Origin of the sequence: Mycobacterium sp. UM_Kg1, assembly GCF_000972925.1 — a bacterium.
GTDB classification, from domain to species: Bacteria; Actinomycetota; Actinomycetes; order Mycobacteriales; family Mycobacteriaceae; genus Mycobacterium; species Mycobacterium hiberniae.
Window position 1 is genome coordinate 1 of record NZ_JRMK01000108.1, and the last position, 14256, is coordinate 14256.

A 14256-nucleotide genomic window follows, 5' to 3' on the forward strand; every position below is an offset into this window, starting at 1 on the left:
CTGACCTCGCGACACAGCAGCGACTCTGGCGGGTGCGCGAAGCGGTAGCCGACGTACTGGGAGCGTTCGGCCCCCCACTGAAGTTCGATGTCTCACTGCCCCTGGCGGCCGTCGCCGGATTCGCCGCGGCGGCGAGCGCGCTGGTGCAGCGCCATGCACCGGAGGCGCTGCCGGTGCTGTTCGGTCATATCGGCGAGGGAAACCTGCACTTCAACGTGCTGCGGTGCTCGGAATCAGCCGAGGCGGGCCTGTATGTGGCGATGATGGAGCTCATCGCCGAGTGCGGCGGCAACGTCAGCTCCGAACACGGGGTGGGAAGCCGAAAGCGGGCCTACCTGTCGATGTCGCGCGGGCCGGCCGACATCGCGGCGATGCGGACGATCAAAGCAGCGTTCGATCCGACCGGGTATCTCAATGCCGCGGTCTTGTTCGACTAGTCGCGGTGCCTGCTGCCGACGGCCTGGCGCAGCTGAGCGAGGAATTGCTCAGAGTCGTCGCTGCGAATGATGTAGTGCGAGATGGCGATCCGGATGGCTGCGGCCGCCTTCACTGCGGCATCGGGTCCGGTCAGCATGCGCTGCAGGCCCTCGCGCATCGGCACGATGATCCGGGAGAAATCGGCCAGCACGTGCTTGGGTTCGATGTCTATCATTCGCACGCCCGTCGAGGAGTGCTGGTAGTCGACGATGAAACGCAGTGCAGCGTCGAGCTTTTCGGCTCCCTTAAGTCCTTCGGTGGCGCTCGCCAGACCGCTGTCGAAGATGTGCCGCTCGTAGCGGGAGAACGCTGAGATCAGCTCTTCCTTCGACGGGAACCACCGATACAGGGTCGGGCGGGAGACCCCGGCCTGGGCGGCCACCTCCGACAGGCTGAGCTTGGTCATCCCGTTGCGCCCGAGCACCTCGGCGGTGGCCGCGAGGATCCGCTGCCGCGTCGAGTTGTCGGGGGTGTCCACCGAAGGTGTCATTGCGCAAACTTTACAAAGTAGGGAGCAAGTGTCACGGGAGTTCGGTGCTTGGACATCGTTCCTCGCCGTCGTGGGTCCCGGGCCGGACCGTGAGTCGATTATCGCGATCGACGCGCCTGGCGTCACATCCGGTCAGCCGGAGCTGTCGCGGTGGCCGGGGATCGGCAGGGCTGCCGGGGACGGTCAACGACGGCGCACCAGGACCGACTGCTGGATGCCGGCAACCGCGCCGCGCTGGTCGAACAGCGTGCCGATGGTCGTCCCGATGCCGTCCGGGCCGTAGTTGGTCTCGGCGCGGATCCCGATCCATTCGCCGTCGGGAATCCGGTGCACGTGCACCACCAGATCGGTGTTGAGGAACGTCCACGTGGTGATGTCGAGCTTGGTGCCGACGCCGTTGGCGTCGTCGGCCACCGCGAACAGCCGCTGCAATGGTGTCATCGCCTCGCCGTTGACCAGGTCGACGATCGGCGAGATCCACGACTCGCCGGCCCCCGGTGCCAGCGGCGTGGTCAACCACCGCCAATCCAGGCTGTGCACGTAGTTGCGGTCCCACTTGCGCTGCACGTCGATGCCGCGCGCCTCGTGGACCGGCCGCAGTGGAGGCGCGCAGGCGTGCTGCACCTCGGAGGTGTCCAGTTTCTGGAGCCGCCAACCGGTCGCGCGGGCGACCGGCCGCAGGAGCCGGTCCGGGCCGGCTGCCAGCATTTGAGCGCTGACCAGTTCGATCTGCTTGCCGGGGCGGTCCACCTGGCCCCGCACCCACAGGTCACCCTCGGCCGGTACCGGTCCCAGCAGGTCGATGGTGACCCGGCTGAGCCGGGTGTCGTCGCGGGCGTCCAGGCGCTCCAGCGCCCGGACCAGCAGCGCCGACACCGGCGCGGCGTGCTGAATCTGAGCTGACCAGGTTCCTCGGACGAAATCGGTGGCCGCGAACCTCTCGCCGCGGGAGTCATCGGGGTCCAGCAGGTCGTAGTAGGCGTCGGTCATGGCATCCCTTTCAGGGCAATCCGGCGCCGGGAATCGCCACGGTCACCGTGTCCAGCCGTGAGTCGCGGGTCCCGATCAGCCGCTTGGGGTAGGCGCTGGGACTTGTCAGCAGAAACAGGGTGCGGCGCCGGCGGCCGCCCAGCGCGCAGGCGATCGCGGCCCGGCCGCCGGTCGCGATGCGGTCGGTCACGATGCCGCCCTCGACGATGCGTTCGAACTGATTCGCCAGCGTCATCGCCGTCCAGACCCCTCCGGCGGCGTCGAGCGCGATGCCATCCGGCGGCCCGTCCAGCCCGTCGGCGAAGGTGCGGCGGGCGTGCAGCCCGCCGTCGGCGTCGATGGTGAACCGGGTGAGCCGGCGGCCCATCGATTCGGCCACCGTCAGGGTGGTCCCGTCCGGGGAGATCACCATCCCATTCGGAAAGTCGAGGTCCTCGGCGACGATGCGCACGCTCGCGTCCGGATCCACGCGTACGAGCACCCCGCCGGAGGGTGCCTGTGACCCGATGTAGCTGCGGCCGGCCGCGTCCACCACCATGTCGCCGAGATCGGCCGGGACGCGGTCAGCCAGATCGACCAGCGTGGAGACCGAGTCGCCGTCGTAGCAGAGCACCCGACGATCTGCGGCCGAGGCGATCAGCAGGGTGCCGTCCGGCCGGAAGCCCAACCCGCTGGGGCTGTGGCCCGGTAGGGGAACCGTTGTCATCGAGCCGTTGAGCGTGACGGTGTGGATCGCCTCGCCGAGCATGTCCGAAAACCACAACAAGCCCTCGAACCAGCGGGGCCCTTCCCCGAAGCAGAAGCCGTCCGCCAGGGGTGCAGGCGCCGACGACGAGGCGTCGACGCCTTGCTGCGAACCTGTCTCGGCGATACCCAACACTGTCGCCCTCCTGTCCGGCCGCCCTGGGCGCGGCTTGTACACACTTTACAAAATGCGCCCAAAATGTCACGCTCGCGGAATGTCTGAAACATCCGCGACAACCGAGACTTCCCCTGCGACGCACTGGTCGGTGAGCGGCCTGCTGGACCTGTTCGAAGTGGTTGCCGACGGTCCCGACCGCTTCGTCGGCGCCACCGGGCTGGCCGGTGGGGACGAGCGCCAGGTGGTGGAGGGCACCCAGTTGGTGGCGCAGGCCATCGTGGCGGCGGCGCAACGGTTCGCGGACAAGTCGATCCGATCGGTGCACGCGGTGTTCGCCCGGGCAGTTCTGGTGGGGCCGCCGGCGGAATACGCGATCGATGTCGTCAGCGAGGGGCGCTCCACGGCCGCCGCGGTGATCTCGGTCCTGCAGAACGGCAAACGCTGCGCCACCATCACGGTGCTCGCCGATGTGCCGTCGGCCGACATCATCACCCACCACCTCCGCCGCCCGGATGTCACCGCCCCGGCGGAGGCCAACCCCTGCGCCATGCCGATGGCTGGGCGAGAGGTGCGCCTGGTCGACGTGGTGGACGTCAACAGTCCTGACGAGGTTGGGCCCCCGGAGCTCTACGCCTGGCTGCGCTATGACCCCATTCCTGCCCGTGATGATCTCGCCAAGGCGCTGATCGCTTATTTCACCGGACATTTGGGGATCTCAACCACGATGCGCGCGCATGCCGGGATCGGAACGAGCCAGTCGCACGTGACGGTGTCGACGGCTCCCATGACCGTCACGGTGAGCTTCCACGAGAAGGTGCGCTGGGACGGCTGGCTCCTCTACAGTCACGAGAGCACGCAGGTGGGCGCGGGCATGTCCTACGTTCGCGGAACGGTGCACACCGAGGAGGGCGAGCTCATCGCCTCCTTTGCCCAGGATGGGCTGATCCGGCCATTGCGTACCAGCGACAACAGCATCGCCGAGCACTCGCGGCTATAGCGGCAGACGCCCGGCCGGTTTCGGCAACTCGGCGAAACCGGCGGCCCGTGACAAGTCGAAACTGAAAAGCCCGGAAATGGCAGCACTTTCCGGGAGGGGGTCCAGGTAGGCCCACGCCACGTCCGGTATGACGGTGTCGCCGACGACTGCGCTCCAGTAGCTGGCGTAGCCCTTGTAGTTGCAATACGTCGACGTCGTCGATGCCTGCAGCAGCTCGGTGCGCACGTGGTTCGCGGTGACGTAGAGCCGCGGGGCCAGGGCTGTCTCGAACAGGATGACCGTGTCGTCGGTGTCCACCAGGGCGATGCCGGCGACCTCGACCCGCAGGGCTCGCCGGCTGGGGCGGCAATCGATCCGGTGATAGGGGTTCGGCGGGTAGTGCACCAGCTGACGGCCCTCCTCGAACCAGGTGTCCGCGGCGTCCCAGGCGACCTGCACGAAACCGGGCGCCTCCGGCAGCGCCCGACACGGCAGCCCGCGAACGGCATCCTCGCGAAAGGCGTAGCTCAACGGCTCGCCCTGGCGATGGACCAGCAGCACCTCTTCGGTGTCGATCACGCAGCGCTGAGCGCGGATCGCCTGCACCCGGCGCGGATGCGGCTCGACGTAGACCAAAGCGCCGGTGATCTCCGGCGCGAACCAACCGGCCCGCTCGGTGCTGAGCGGACCATGCCCGGCAACCAGACTCACGTTCCCTCACCCCTTGCCCCGGACGTGTCCCACTGAATTCGGCTTTACAAATTCTGCTCCAACTGTAATATCACCGGAAGTTGTGCTGCGCAGACGGACCGGGCTCGTCGGACCGGCGGCACCCGACGAGCTGGGAAGATGTGATGACGAGTACCGCTGCGGCACTTGATTCCTCGGTGCACGACCAGTGTCTGCGCTACCGACTCGACGTCATCGCCAGCGACGTCGCCGGCCTGGTGCACAGCGCCGGCGGCTGGCTGTATCAACGGGCGGCGACCGGCTGGGCCGTGCGCGTGCTGGTGCCCGCGCACCTGGACCTGCGGCCGTTGCAGATCCTCGGCCTGAGCGCCGCCGACCTGGAGGCCCACCTTGCCGCGCCCGAGTGCGAGCCGCCCGGGCACGCCCTGGCGGTGGCCGCCGATGCGCTTTGCGCCGACGCGCGAATCCACCAGCGGGTGCAGCAGGCGCTGCGATGCAGCCTGACGGAGCTCGTGGTGTGGGGGCGGCCCGCGACGCTGGAGCTGGATCGCCGGCTGCGCACGGTCCAGCACACGCCCTCCGTGGCAGGACGGGCGTTCAAACGTCGGGCGCTTGCCGCCGCCGGCGGGAAGGTGGCGCACCTCGACGGGCCGGAGACATTCCGAAGCGACCAGAGTCATTGCCTGCCGGTCACTTCCGATCTGGTCGCGGTCGGCTGATGCGCAAGTACTACGACCACACCCTGCTGTATCTGCACGAGACGATCGATCTGGGCCGCGGCACCAGCGACGACTTCACCCACAACTTCACCGAGACCTACCAGCCCATGATGACCGACCTCGGCGCCCGCCTCTTCGGACTGTGGGAGTCCACCGCCTACAACGGACATTGGCCGCAGGTCACCGTCATCTGGGAGATCGACGCGTTCGCCGACTACGCCCGGATCGGACGGGCACAGAGCCGGGGCGGCAGCCACGCCCAGCCCGCGGCCGATTGGTCGGCTTACCTGGCCGGCATCGGTGCCTCGGGGGAGGGCCGCATCATGTATCCCGGGCCGCGCAACAAGACGCTGTCTGCGCTGTGCGAAGCCGGCTTCGACGCGACCGTGGTGATTCAGGAGATCATGCAGACCAAGCCCGGTCGCCAGGACGACTACATTCGTGAGCTGGAGCGGCTGTACGTGCCGTGGTCGGAGCGCACCGGAAAGCGCTGGCTCGGTTCGTTCACCACCACGTTCCGCTTCAACGAGGTCATCCACTACTGGGCGCTCGACGGCGGATGGGATTGCTTCGCCGAGCACTACCCGTCGTGGAAAGACCATCCGCCGGCCGAGATCGTGACCTGGATGAGTGTGGCCCCCGCCTTGCGTGACGGCTGGGAGGACTCGATCCTGCAGGCCTTGCCCCCGTCGCCGCTACAGCGAGACAACACGTGACAAGCGTTGCGGCGCCCGAGTTCTCCTACGATCCGTTCGACCCCGCGGTGATGGCTGACCCGCTGCCGTACTACCGGGTGCTGCGCGATCAGCACCCGATGTACTACGTCCCGCAATGGGATCTCTACGCACTGTCCCGCTTCGACGACATCTGGGATGTCCTGGCCGTCAGTGACGGAACCTTCGTGGCCTCCGAGGGCACCCTGCCGGCGGCCAGTGTGTTGGCACACCACAACAGCGGTCCGGTACCGGACCCGCCGCTGCATCCGCTGCCCTTCCACGCCGTCTTCGACAAGCCGATCTACGACGACATCCGTCGGCTGCAGTCGCCGGCATTCCGGCCCCGGTCGGTGGCCGACTGGCAAGACCGCGTGCGCGCCCTGGCCAACCAGCGGCTCGATGAACTGCTTCCGCGCGGCCGCTTCGACCTGACCTGTGACTATGCGGGAATCGTGGTGGCCCAAGTGGTGTGCGACCTACTGGGCATTCCGATCGAGCTCGCCGCGGAGGTGCTGGCCGCGGTCAACGCCGGCAGCCTCGCGCAGGCCGGCAGCGGCGTGGACACAGCCGCGGCGCGACCCAATTATCTGCAGTACCTCATCCCCGCTGTGCAACGCCGGCGCGCCGAGCGGGAACCCGGCGCGCTGCCGATCGTCGACGGAATTCTGGCCTACCGCTTACCGGACGGCAGCGTCCTCGACGATGTCGAAGCCGCCACGCAACTGCTGTGCATCTTCATCGGCGGCACCGAGACGGTACCCAAGATCGTGGCGCACGGACTGTGGGAACTGGCCCGCCGACCGGACCAACTGGCCGCGGTGCGCACGGATCCGAACACCACGGTGCCGAGCGCACGCGAGGAGATGATCCGGTACTGCGCACCCGCGCAATGGTTCGCCCGCACCGCCCGCAAACCCTTCACCTTGCACGGCACCACGATCAAGCCCGGTCAGCGCATCATCACCCTGTTGGCGTCGGCCAACCGGGACGAGCGCGAGTACCCGAATCCCGACGAATTCCATTGGGACCGAAAAATAGAAAGGTCACTGGCTTTCGGGCGCGGACAGCACTTCTGCATCGGCTACCACCTGGCCCGGCTGGAAGTCACGGTCCTGGTGCAGGAATGGCTGCGCCGTGTCGCGGAATACCGCATCAGCGAAGGCGGCGCGACCAGGCTGCCGTCCAGCTTCCAGTGGGGCTGGAACAGCATTCCGGTGGAGGTGTAAGCCATGTGGGCGCACCGGTTGATCGCGCCGTATCAGTTCGAGCGGGTCGAGGTTGCCGAACCCGCCGAACAACAGATCGGCACAGGTCAGGTGCTGTTGCGGTTCGTCGCCGCCGGAGTGTGCGGCAGCGACCTACCGGCCTTTCGCGGCGCACAGGGCAGGCTGCCCGGTGACAACGGTGCCGGCGCCGCCGAGAAGCTCGGCTTCCCGATCCACGAGATCGTCGGCGACGTCATCGTCAGCCGGCATCCCCAGCATCGGCCCGGAGACCGCGTGGTCGGCTGGGCGTCGGGCTTCGACGGCCTGATGGAGCAGGTGGTCAGTGACGGCGACGGGCTGCTGGGCTATGACCGGGCACTGGATCCCGCCCGAGCGGTGGGTCTGCAGCCGCTGGCATGTGTGCTCTACGCCGTCGAACAGTTGCCCGACCTCGCCGGGCGCCACGTCGCGGTGATCGGTCAGGGCTCGATCGGCCTGCTGTTCAGCGCCGTGGCCAAGGCCGCCGGTGCACGTCGGGTCACCGGGGTGGACCCGGTCGACCGCCGCGATGTGGCCGCCGCGTTCGGCGTCGACTCCGTCGTCCAGGCGACCAGTGACCGCTGGCTGCGCCACCTGGACCCCGCCGACCGGCCGGAGATCGTGATCGAGGCGGTAGGCCACCAGGTCGCCACCCTGGGCCACGCCATCGAGGCCGCCGCACCCGGCGGGACGGTGTTCTACTTCGGAGTCCCCGACGACGACAGCTATCCGATCAACATGCGCGCCATGCTGCGCAACAATCTGACGTTGATCTCCGGGATCACCCACGACCGTCGGCGGATGCTCTCGGCCGCAGCGCGCTTCGCCGCCGACCATCCCGAACTGCTGGGCGACTACGTCACCCACGTCTTCGGTTGCCACCAAGCGCAGGACGCCTTCGAGCTGGCGGCCCGACCGGTTCCCGGCCGCGTCAAGATCGCGATGGTCGCATGATGTCGGCGTTGGGCGACGCGCTGGCGCAGCGGGCACCGATCTGGGGCGGCTGGATCACCGGTCCAACCGTGTTGGGGCCCGAGGAGTTCGCCCGCGCCGGATACGACTACGTGGGCTTCGACGCCCAGCACAGCTACCTCGACGACGCCCGCATCGCCTCGATGCTGCGGTACACCGAGCACCTGCCGATCGCGACGGCGGTCCGGGTGCCCAACGCCGATCCGGCCCCCATCGGCCGGGTGCTCGACGCCGGCGCCGACGCAGTCATCGTGGCGCTCATCGAGACGGCCGAACAGGCAGCGGCCGCGGTCGCCGCGACCCGCTACCCGCCGGCGGGCAACCGCAGCTTCGGGCCCCTGCGGGCCGCATTGGGCCGCGACCTGGGTGCCCTGGAGGCGCGCGCGGACGTGTTCGCCATGATCGAGACCGCAGCGGCATTGGCCGACCTGGAGCGGATCTGCGCGGTCCCCGGACTGGCCGGTGTCTACGTCGGGCCCGCCGACCTGGCCATCTCGATGGGGGTCGACGTCGCCCGGGCCACCACGGATCCCGACATGCTGACAGCGATGACCCGGATTCAGCGCGCCGCATCCGAGGCGGGCGTGACAGCGGCGATTCACGCCGGCTCGGGCACCGCTGGTGCGGCGCTGGCCGGCCTGGGATACCAGATGATCACGCTGGCCGCGGAGTCGCAGGCACTGCGGCGCGGCGCCATCGACCACCTCGACGAAGCGAGGGGCCGATGAGCCAACCACGCGTGGCCCTGGTCACCGGTGCGGCCCGCGGTCAGGGCTGGGCGATCGCAGAACGGCTACGGGCGGACGGATTCGCGGTGGCCGCCTGCGACGTGAACCGGGCCGAGCTCGATGCCGCCGTCGCCGCGCGCAACGACGACGCGCTGATCGGCATTGAGCTGGACGTGACCTTCCCCGAGCAGTGGGACGCGGCCGTGGCCGCCACTGTGCGCCGGTTCGGCGCGTTGACGACGCTGATCAACAACGCCGGGACCCTGCACCGGGCGCCGATCGTCGACGAGACCCCCGAGGACTTCGAAAGGGCCTGGCGGGTCAACTGTCTCGGCGCCTTTCTGGGCATCAAAGCGGTGCTGGAGCAACTGCGGCAGTGCGAAGGTGCGGCCATCGTCAACACCTGCAGCACCGGGGCGATCCGCCCGTTCCCCCAGCACAGTGCCTACGGTTCGTCGAAATGGGCGCTGCGCGGGCTGACCCAGACCGTCGCCGCCGAACTGGCCCCGGCGGGAATCCGGGTCAACGCGGTGTTTCCCGGGCCGATCTCCACCCCGATGCTCGACGACGTCACGCAACAGCGACTGGCCGCGGTGGCGGCCAGCGGCCGGCTCGGCCGCCCCGGCGAGGTGGCCGATGCGGTGGCATTCCTCGTCTCGCAGGCCGCTTCGTTCATCACCGGGGCTGAACTGATCGTGGACGGCGGCCAATGTCTGCAGATTCGGTGAAGCCGCCCGGGAAGGGGCTGTCGATCGGCGTCATCGGCGCCGGCCCGGGCGGTCTGGCATTGGGAATCCTGTTGCGGCGTGCGGGGTTTTTCGACTTCACCATTTTCGACCGGGAGGACGGGGTCGGAGGAACCTGGCGGATCAACACCTATCCGGGGTTGGCATGCGATGTCAGGTCGCATCTGTACTCCTACTCTTTCGACCTGAACGCCCATTGGTCGCGGCAATGGTCGCAGCAGCCGGAGATCCTCGCCTACTTCGAGCGTTGCGCCGCCGAGCACGGGCTGACCGAACACCTGCGGCTGCGCACCGAGATCTGTTCGGCCCGCTGGGAGGAAGACCGGCGCCAGTGGTGCCTGGGGGCCCGCGACGGCGCCGAGTACCGGTTCGACGCGGTGGTCTCGGCGGTCGGCCTGTTCACCCGGCCGGTGTTGCCGGATCTGATCGAAGAGCAGCCCTTCACCGGCACCGTCATGCACTCGGCGCGGTGGGACCATTCGGTGCCGATCGCCGGGGCGAAGGTCGCCGTGCTGGGGACCGGTTCGACTGCGGCGCAACTGTTGCCGGAGCTGGCCGAGGTTGCCGAGAAGGTGTACTCACTGCAGCGGTCGCCCACCTGGATCCTGCCCAAACCCGACCGTCCCTACACGCCGCTGCAGCGTTGGGTATTCGCCCGCGTCCCCTTGGCCAAGCGACTGTATCGGCTGCGGCTCTGGCTGCGCAGCGAAGCGAACATCTCGGTGATCGAGAGCGGCAGCGACAGGACCCGGGAGCTGACCGATGTCGCGCGAAAACTGCTGGACAACACCATCTCCGATGAGATACTGCGGGCAGAGCTCACCCCCGATCATCCGTTGGGCTGCAAGCGGCTGGTCTTCTCCTCGGAGTACCTGCCGGCGCTGGCCCGCGCCAACGTCGAAGTGGTGAACAGCCCGGCCGCAGCGTTGCGTGCCCGATCGGTGGTCGCCGAGGACGGCACCGAATGCGAAGTCGACGTGGTGGTCTGCGCCACCGGGTACGCGGCCGCGGACTACCTGGGTCAGATCGAGGTGACCGGTGAGGGGGGAACCACGCTCAAGCAGGCCTGGCGTGATGGGCCGCGCGCCTATCTGGGTATGGCGATGCCCGGTTTCCCCAACTTCTTCATGCTCTACGGACCCAACACCAACGTCGGGTCCAACAGCGTGATCTTCGTGCTGGAAGCCCAGGCACGCTACATCGTGCGGGTGTTCAAACATCTGCGGCGTACCCGCAAGTCCTATGTCGCCGTGCGGCCTGCCGCGCTGACGGAATTCATCGCCAAGGTCGACCGGTGGATGCGCAACACGGTGTGGACCTCCCGATGCAGCAACTATTTTCGGGCGGCAAACGGACGCGTGGTGACGCAGTGGCCGCGTAGCGCCGGTGCCTTCTGGGCCATGACCCGCAGGTTCCGGCCCGCCGACTTCACCTTCGAACCGGCTGACCGAAGGTGATGATCTGGCGCACCGCGACGCCGTCGGCGAGCTGGTCCATGGCCTCGTTGATCCGCTCCAGGGGCAAGGTGGACGACACCAAGCGCTCCACCGGAAGCCGGCCGGCCCGCCACATTTGGACGAAACGGGGGATGTCGCGCGCGGGAACCGCTGACCCCAGATAGCTGCCGATCAGCGAGCGGCCCTCGGCGACAAGCCCCAGTGGCGACACGCTGATCCGGGCGTCCGGGGCCGGCAGACCGACGGTGATGGTGCGCCCGCCGGGCGCGGTCAGACCGATCGCGGCCTCCAACGCGGCGGGGTGCCCCGCCGCCTCGATCACCACCGGTGCGCGCACGCCGGCGGCGAGCGCCTGCTCGGGGGTGTACGTCCGGTGCGCGCCCAGCTCGGCCGCGGCCGCCAGCTTGTCCGGCAGCCGGTCGACGGCGACCACCTGCACCTCGTCGTAGGCCAGTGCGGTCAGCACCGCGGCCATCCCCACCCCGCCGAGCCCGACCACCACGACGGTCTCACCCGGGCCCGGACGGCCCACGTTGAGCACGGCACCGCCGCCAGTCAGCACCGCGCAGCCCAGGAGGGCCGCCACCGCCGGAGGCACCTCGTCGGGGACCGGCACCGCGCTCGCCTGGTTGACCACCGCATGCGTGGCGAACCCGGAGACCCCGAGGTGGTGATAGACGGTCTGGTCGCCGCGGTGCAGCCGCAGCCCACCGCCGAGCAGGGTTCCCGCGCCGTTGGCGGCGCTGCCGGGCTCACACGGCGCCATGCCGTCGGTGGCGCACGCCGGGCAGGCGCCGCAGCGGGGCAGGAAGGCCAGCACCACCCGCTGTCCGGTTCGCACCGCGGTGACTCCCGCACCGACCGCTTCGACGATGCCGGCGGCCTCGTGGCCGAGCAGCATCGGCACCGGTCGCACCCGGTTCCCGTCGACCACCGACAGATCGGAGTGGCAGACCCCGGCGGCCTCGATCCGCACCAGCAGTTCGCCCGGCCCGGGCGGGTCCAGCTCCACCTGTGCCACCGTCAGCGGGCGTGAGTCGGCGTACGGGCGCGGCGCCCCGATCCGCTCCAGCACCGCCCCGCGGATCGTGGTCATGCTGGAATACAACCATGAGTTCGGACGCAGCGGTCCCGCCCGCGCCGGAAGGCTTGACCAGCCAGGACTTTCCGGTGCACTGGCCGGTGCTGACCCGCTGGGCCGACAACGACATGTTCGGCCATCTCAACAACGCGGTGTACTACCAGCTGTTCGACACCGCCATCAATGGCTGGATCGCCGCCCATGTGGACATCGATCCGGTCGCCGCACCGCAGCTGGGGGTGGTGGCCGAGTCGGGTTGCCGCTTTCTGGGCGAACTCGCCTTCCCGGACCGGCTGGCGGTCGGGCTGGCCGTGACCCGGCTCGGGCGCAGCAGCGTCACCTACCGGCTCGCGGTGTTCCGGGCCCCGGACGACCGCGGCGCCCAGACCGCAGCGGGGGCGCCGCTTGCCGCGCTCGGACACTGGGTCCACGTCTATGTCGACCGCACCACCCGGCGGCCCGTGCCGATTCCCGACGGTATCCGCGCGCTGCTGACCACCGCCCAGGTTTAGCTCGGCGGTTGTCCGGCCGGTGGCTATGCTCGGCGGGTGCCGCTCGTGAGTAAGACCGTTGAAGTCGCCGCCGACGCCGCCACGATCATGGGTATCGTGGCCGACTTCGAGGCGTACCCACAATGGAACGAAGAGGTCAAAGGGATTTGGGTGCTGGCCCGTTACGACGACGGCCGGCCCAGCCAGCTGCGCCTGGATGCGTCCTACTCCGGCTTCGACGGAACCTTCATCCAGGCCGTGTACTACCCCAGCGAGACCCAAATCCAGACCGTCCTGCAGCAGGGTGACCTGTTCAGCAAGCAGGAGCAGCTGTTCTCCGTGGTCGAGATCGGTCCCACGACGTTGCTCACCGTCGACATGAATGTCGAGACCGAGATGTCGGTGCCCAAGCCGATGCTCAAGAAGGCCTTCAACAACGCCCTGGACTATCTGGCCGACAATCTCAAACGGCGCGCCGAAGCACTCGCGGCAGGCTAGCCTCAGCGTCGATCGCAAGCGCGGCGAAGCCGTGCGCAGCGGGTCGGCGCCGTACCCTCAGCGTCGATCGCAAGCGCGGCGAGGCCGTGCGCAGTCGTCAATACGAAGCGGGAGATCCGAATTGAGCCACGCAACCGTCGATCCCGCCGAGCAGCCGTACCGTGCTCGTCGACAGAACTGGGTCAACCAGTTGGACCGGCACGCGCTGATGCAGCCGAACGCGACGGCGCTGCGCTTCCTCGGCCAGACCACCACCTGGGCCCAGTTGCGGGACCGGGTCGCGGCGCTGGCCGACGCTCTGAGCCGTCGCGGGGTCCGCGCCGGCGATCGGGTGATGATCCTGATGCTCAACCGCACCGAGTTCGTCGAGTCGGTGCTGGCCGCCAACATGCTCGGCGGAATCGCGGTCCCGGTGAACTTCCGGCTCACCCCGCCGGAGATCGCCTACCTGGTCAGCGACTGCGAAGCCAGGGTGTTGATCACCGAACCGGCGCTGGTGCCGGTCGCCACCGGCGTGCGCGAGCTGACCGAGCTGCTGGAGACCGTGGTGGTGGCCGGTGCTCCCAGTTACAGCGATGCGGGTCTGATCGGCTACGAAGACCTCATCGACGAGACCGGCGAACCGCACGCGCCGGTCGACATCCCCAACGACTCCCCGGCCCTGATCATCTACACCTCGGGGACCACCGGCCTGCCCAAGGGCGCGGTGCTCACCCACACCAACCTGTTGGGCCAGACGATGACAGCGCTGCACACCTCCGGGACCGGCACCGGCGACGTGGCGTTCATCGGGGTGCCGTTCTTCCACATCGCCGGGGTGGGCAACCTGCTGCCCGGCATGTGGCTGGGCATCCCGACCGTCATCAACCCGCTCGGGGCCTTCGACGCCGGCCAACTGCTCGACGTGCTGGCCGCCGAGCGGGTGACCGGGATCTTCCTGGTGCCGGCCCAGTGGCAGGCGGTCTGCGCCGAGCAGCAGGCCAATCCGCGGGACATCTGTCTGCGGACCATGTCGTGGGGCGCGGCGCCGGCCTCGGATGCACTGCTGCGGCAGATGGCGGAGACCTTCCCGGGCACCAAGATCCTGGCGGCCTTCGGGCCTGTCTCTTATACACATCT

17 protein-coding genes are annotated in these 14256 nt (G+C 68.8%); 12 read left to right on the forward strand and 5 right to left on the reverse strand.

Annotation, left to right across the window (positions count from 1 at the left end):
* Positions 1-437, forward strand: a 437-nt coding sequence (locus tag LI92_RS15665; protein ID WP_046320386.1) for an FAD-linked oxidase C-terminal domain-containing protein, incomplete at its 5' end; no start/stop codon positions are given.
* Here LI92_RS15665 and LI92_RS15670 read toward each other — a convergent pair.
* The 3 genes from LI92_RS15670 to LI92_RS15680 form a co-directional block, all read right to left on the reverse strand.
* Positions 434-967: a TetR/AcrR family transcriptional regulator gene (locus LI92_RS15670; protein WP_046320388.1), complete on the reverse strand. Its 534-nt coding sequence runs from the start codon at positions 965-967 to the stop codon at positions 434-436. The genes LI92_RS15665 and LI92_RS15670 overlap by 4 nt on opposite strands.
* Positions 968-1150: 183 nt before the next feature.
* Complete coding sequence (locus tag LI92_RS15675; protein ID WP_046320390.1) at positions 1151-1957, reverse strand: thioesterase family protein; 807 nt, start codon at positions 1955-1957, stop codon at positions 1151-1153.
* A 10-nt stretch (positions 1958-1967) separates the two neighbouring features.
* Positions 1968-2828 (reverse strand): SMP-30/gluconolactonase/LRE family protein, encoded by an 861-nt coding sequence (locus tag LI92_RS15680; protein ID WP_046320412.1) that lies wholly within the window; start codon positions 2826-2828, stop codon positions 1968-1970.
* Between the two features lie 88 nt (positions 2829-2916).
* Between LI92_RS15680 and LI92_RS15685 the strand changes: the two genes are divergently transcribed.
* Entirely contained in the window at positions 2917-3816 is a 900-nt protein-coding gene (locus LI92_RS15685) for an acyl-CoA thioesterase (protein WP_046320392.1), read from the forward strand.
* On the opposite strand, the gene LI92_RS15690 is transcribed toward LI92_RS15685, so the two are convergent.
* Complete coding sequence (locus tag LI92_RS15690; protein ID WP_046320394.1) at positions 3811-4506, reverse strand: DUF427 domain-containing protein; 696 nt, start codon at positions 4504-4506, stop codon at positions 3811-3813. The genes LI92_RS15685 and LI92_RS15690 overlap by 6 nt on opposite strands.
* A 143-nt stretch (positions 4507-4649) precedes the next feature.
* On the opposite strand from LI92_RS15690, the gene LI92_RS15695 reads away from it, so the two are divergent.
* Genes LI92_RS15695 through LI92_RS15725 form a run of 7 tightly spaced genes read left to right on the forward strand, consistent with a single transcriptional unit; the run spans position 4650 to position 11067 of the window.
* A complete protein-coding gene (locus LI92_RS15695) occupies positions 4650-5204 on the forward strand; it encodes a hypothetical protein (RefSeq protein WP_052740811.1) in 555 nt (184 codons plus the stop codon).
* A complete protein-coding gene (locus tag LI92_RS15700) occupies positions 5204-5920 on the forward strand; it encodes a hypothetical protein (RefSeq protein WP_046320396.1) in 717 nt (238 codons plus the stop codon). Before LI92_RS15695 ends, LI92_RS15700 begins: the two co-directional genes overlap by 1 nt.
* Before the next feature lie 50 nt (positions 5921-5970).
* Entirely contained in the window at positions 5971-7146 is a 1176-nt protein-coding gene (locus LI92_RS15705) for a cytochrome P450 (protein WP_046320414.1), read from the forward strand.
* Positions 7147-7149: 3 nt separating this feature from the next.
* Complete coding sequence (locus tag LI92_RS15710; RefSeq protein WP_046320398.1) at positions 7150-8118, forward strand: zinc-binding dehydrogenase; 969 nt, start codon at positions 7150-7152, stop codon at positions 8116-8118.
* On the forward strand, positions 8115-8864 hold the full coding sequence (locus tag LI92_RS15715) for an aldolase/citrate lyase family protein (RefSeq protein WP_046320400.1): 750 nt from the start codon (positions 8115-8117) through the stop codon (positions 8862-8864). Before LI92_RS15710 ends, LI92_RS15715 begins: the two co-directional genes overlap by 4 nt.
* A complete protein-coding gene (locus LI92_RS15720) occupies positions 8861-9592 on the forward strand; it encodes an SDR family NAD(P)-dependent oxidoreductase (protein WP_046320402.1) in 732 nt (243 codons plus the stop codon). The genes LI92_RS15715 and LI92_RS15720 overlap by 4 nt, the downstream gene beginning before the upstream one ends.
* Positions 9574-11067, forward strand: a complete 1494-nt coding sequence (locus LI92_RS15725; RefSeq protein ID WP_046320404.1) for a flavin-containing monooxygenase — start codon at positions 9574-9576, stop codon at positions 11065-11067. Before LI92_RS15720 ends, LI92_RS15725 begins: the two co-directional genes overlap by 19 nt.
* Here the strand turns inward: LI92_RS15725 and LI92_RS15730 are convergent.
* Complete coding sequence (locus tag LI92_RS15730; RefSeq protein ID WP_046320406.1) at positions 11039-12163, reverse strand: alcohol dehydrogenase catalytic domain-containing protein; 1125 nt, start codon at positions 12161-12163, stop codon at positions 11039-11041. The genes LI92_RS15725 and LI92_RS15730 overlap by 29 nt on opposite strands.
* 14 nt (positions 12164-12177) lie before the next feature.
* Between LI92_RS15730 and LI92_RS15735 the strand changes: the two genes are divergently transcribed.
* The 3 genes from LI92_RS15735 to LI92_RS15745 all read left to right on the forward strand — a co-directional run.
* On the forward strand, positions 12178-12660 hold the full coding sequence (locus LI92_RS15735) for an acyl-CoA thioesterase (protein WP_046320408.1): 483 nt from the start codon (positions 12178-12180) through the stop codon (positions 12658-12660).
* Positions 12661-12696: 36 nt separating this feature from the next.
* Complete coding sequence (locus LI92_RS15740) at positions 12697-13137, forward strand: SRPBCC family protein (protein ID WP_046320410.1); 441 nt, start codon at positions 12697-12699, stop codon at positions 13135-13137.
* A gap of 121 nt (positions 13138-13258) precedes the next feature.
* Positions 13259-14256: AMP-binding protein (locus LI92_RS15745; RefSeq protein WP_286135140.1), on the forward strand; the 998-nt coding region annotated here is incomplete at its 3' end.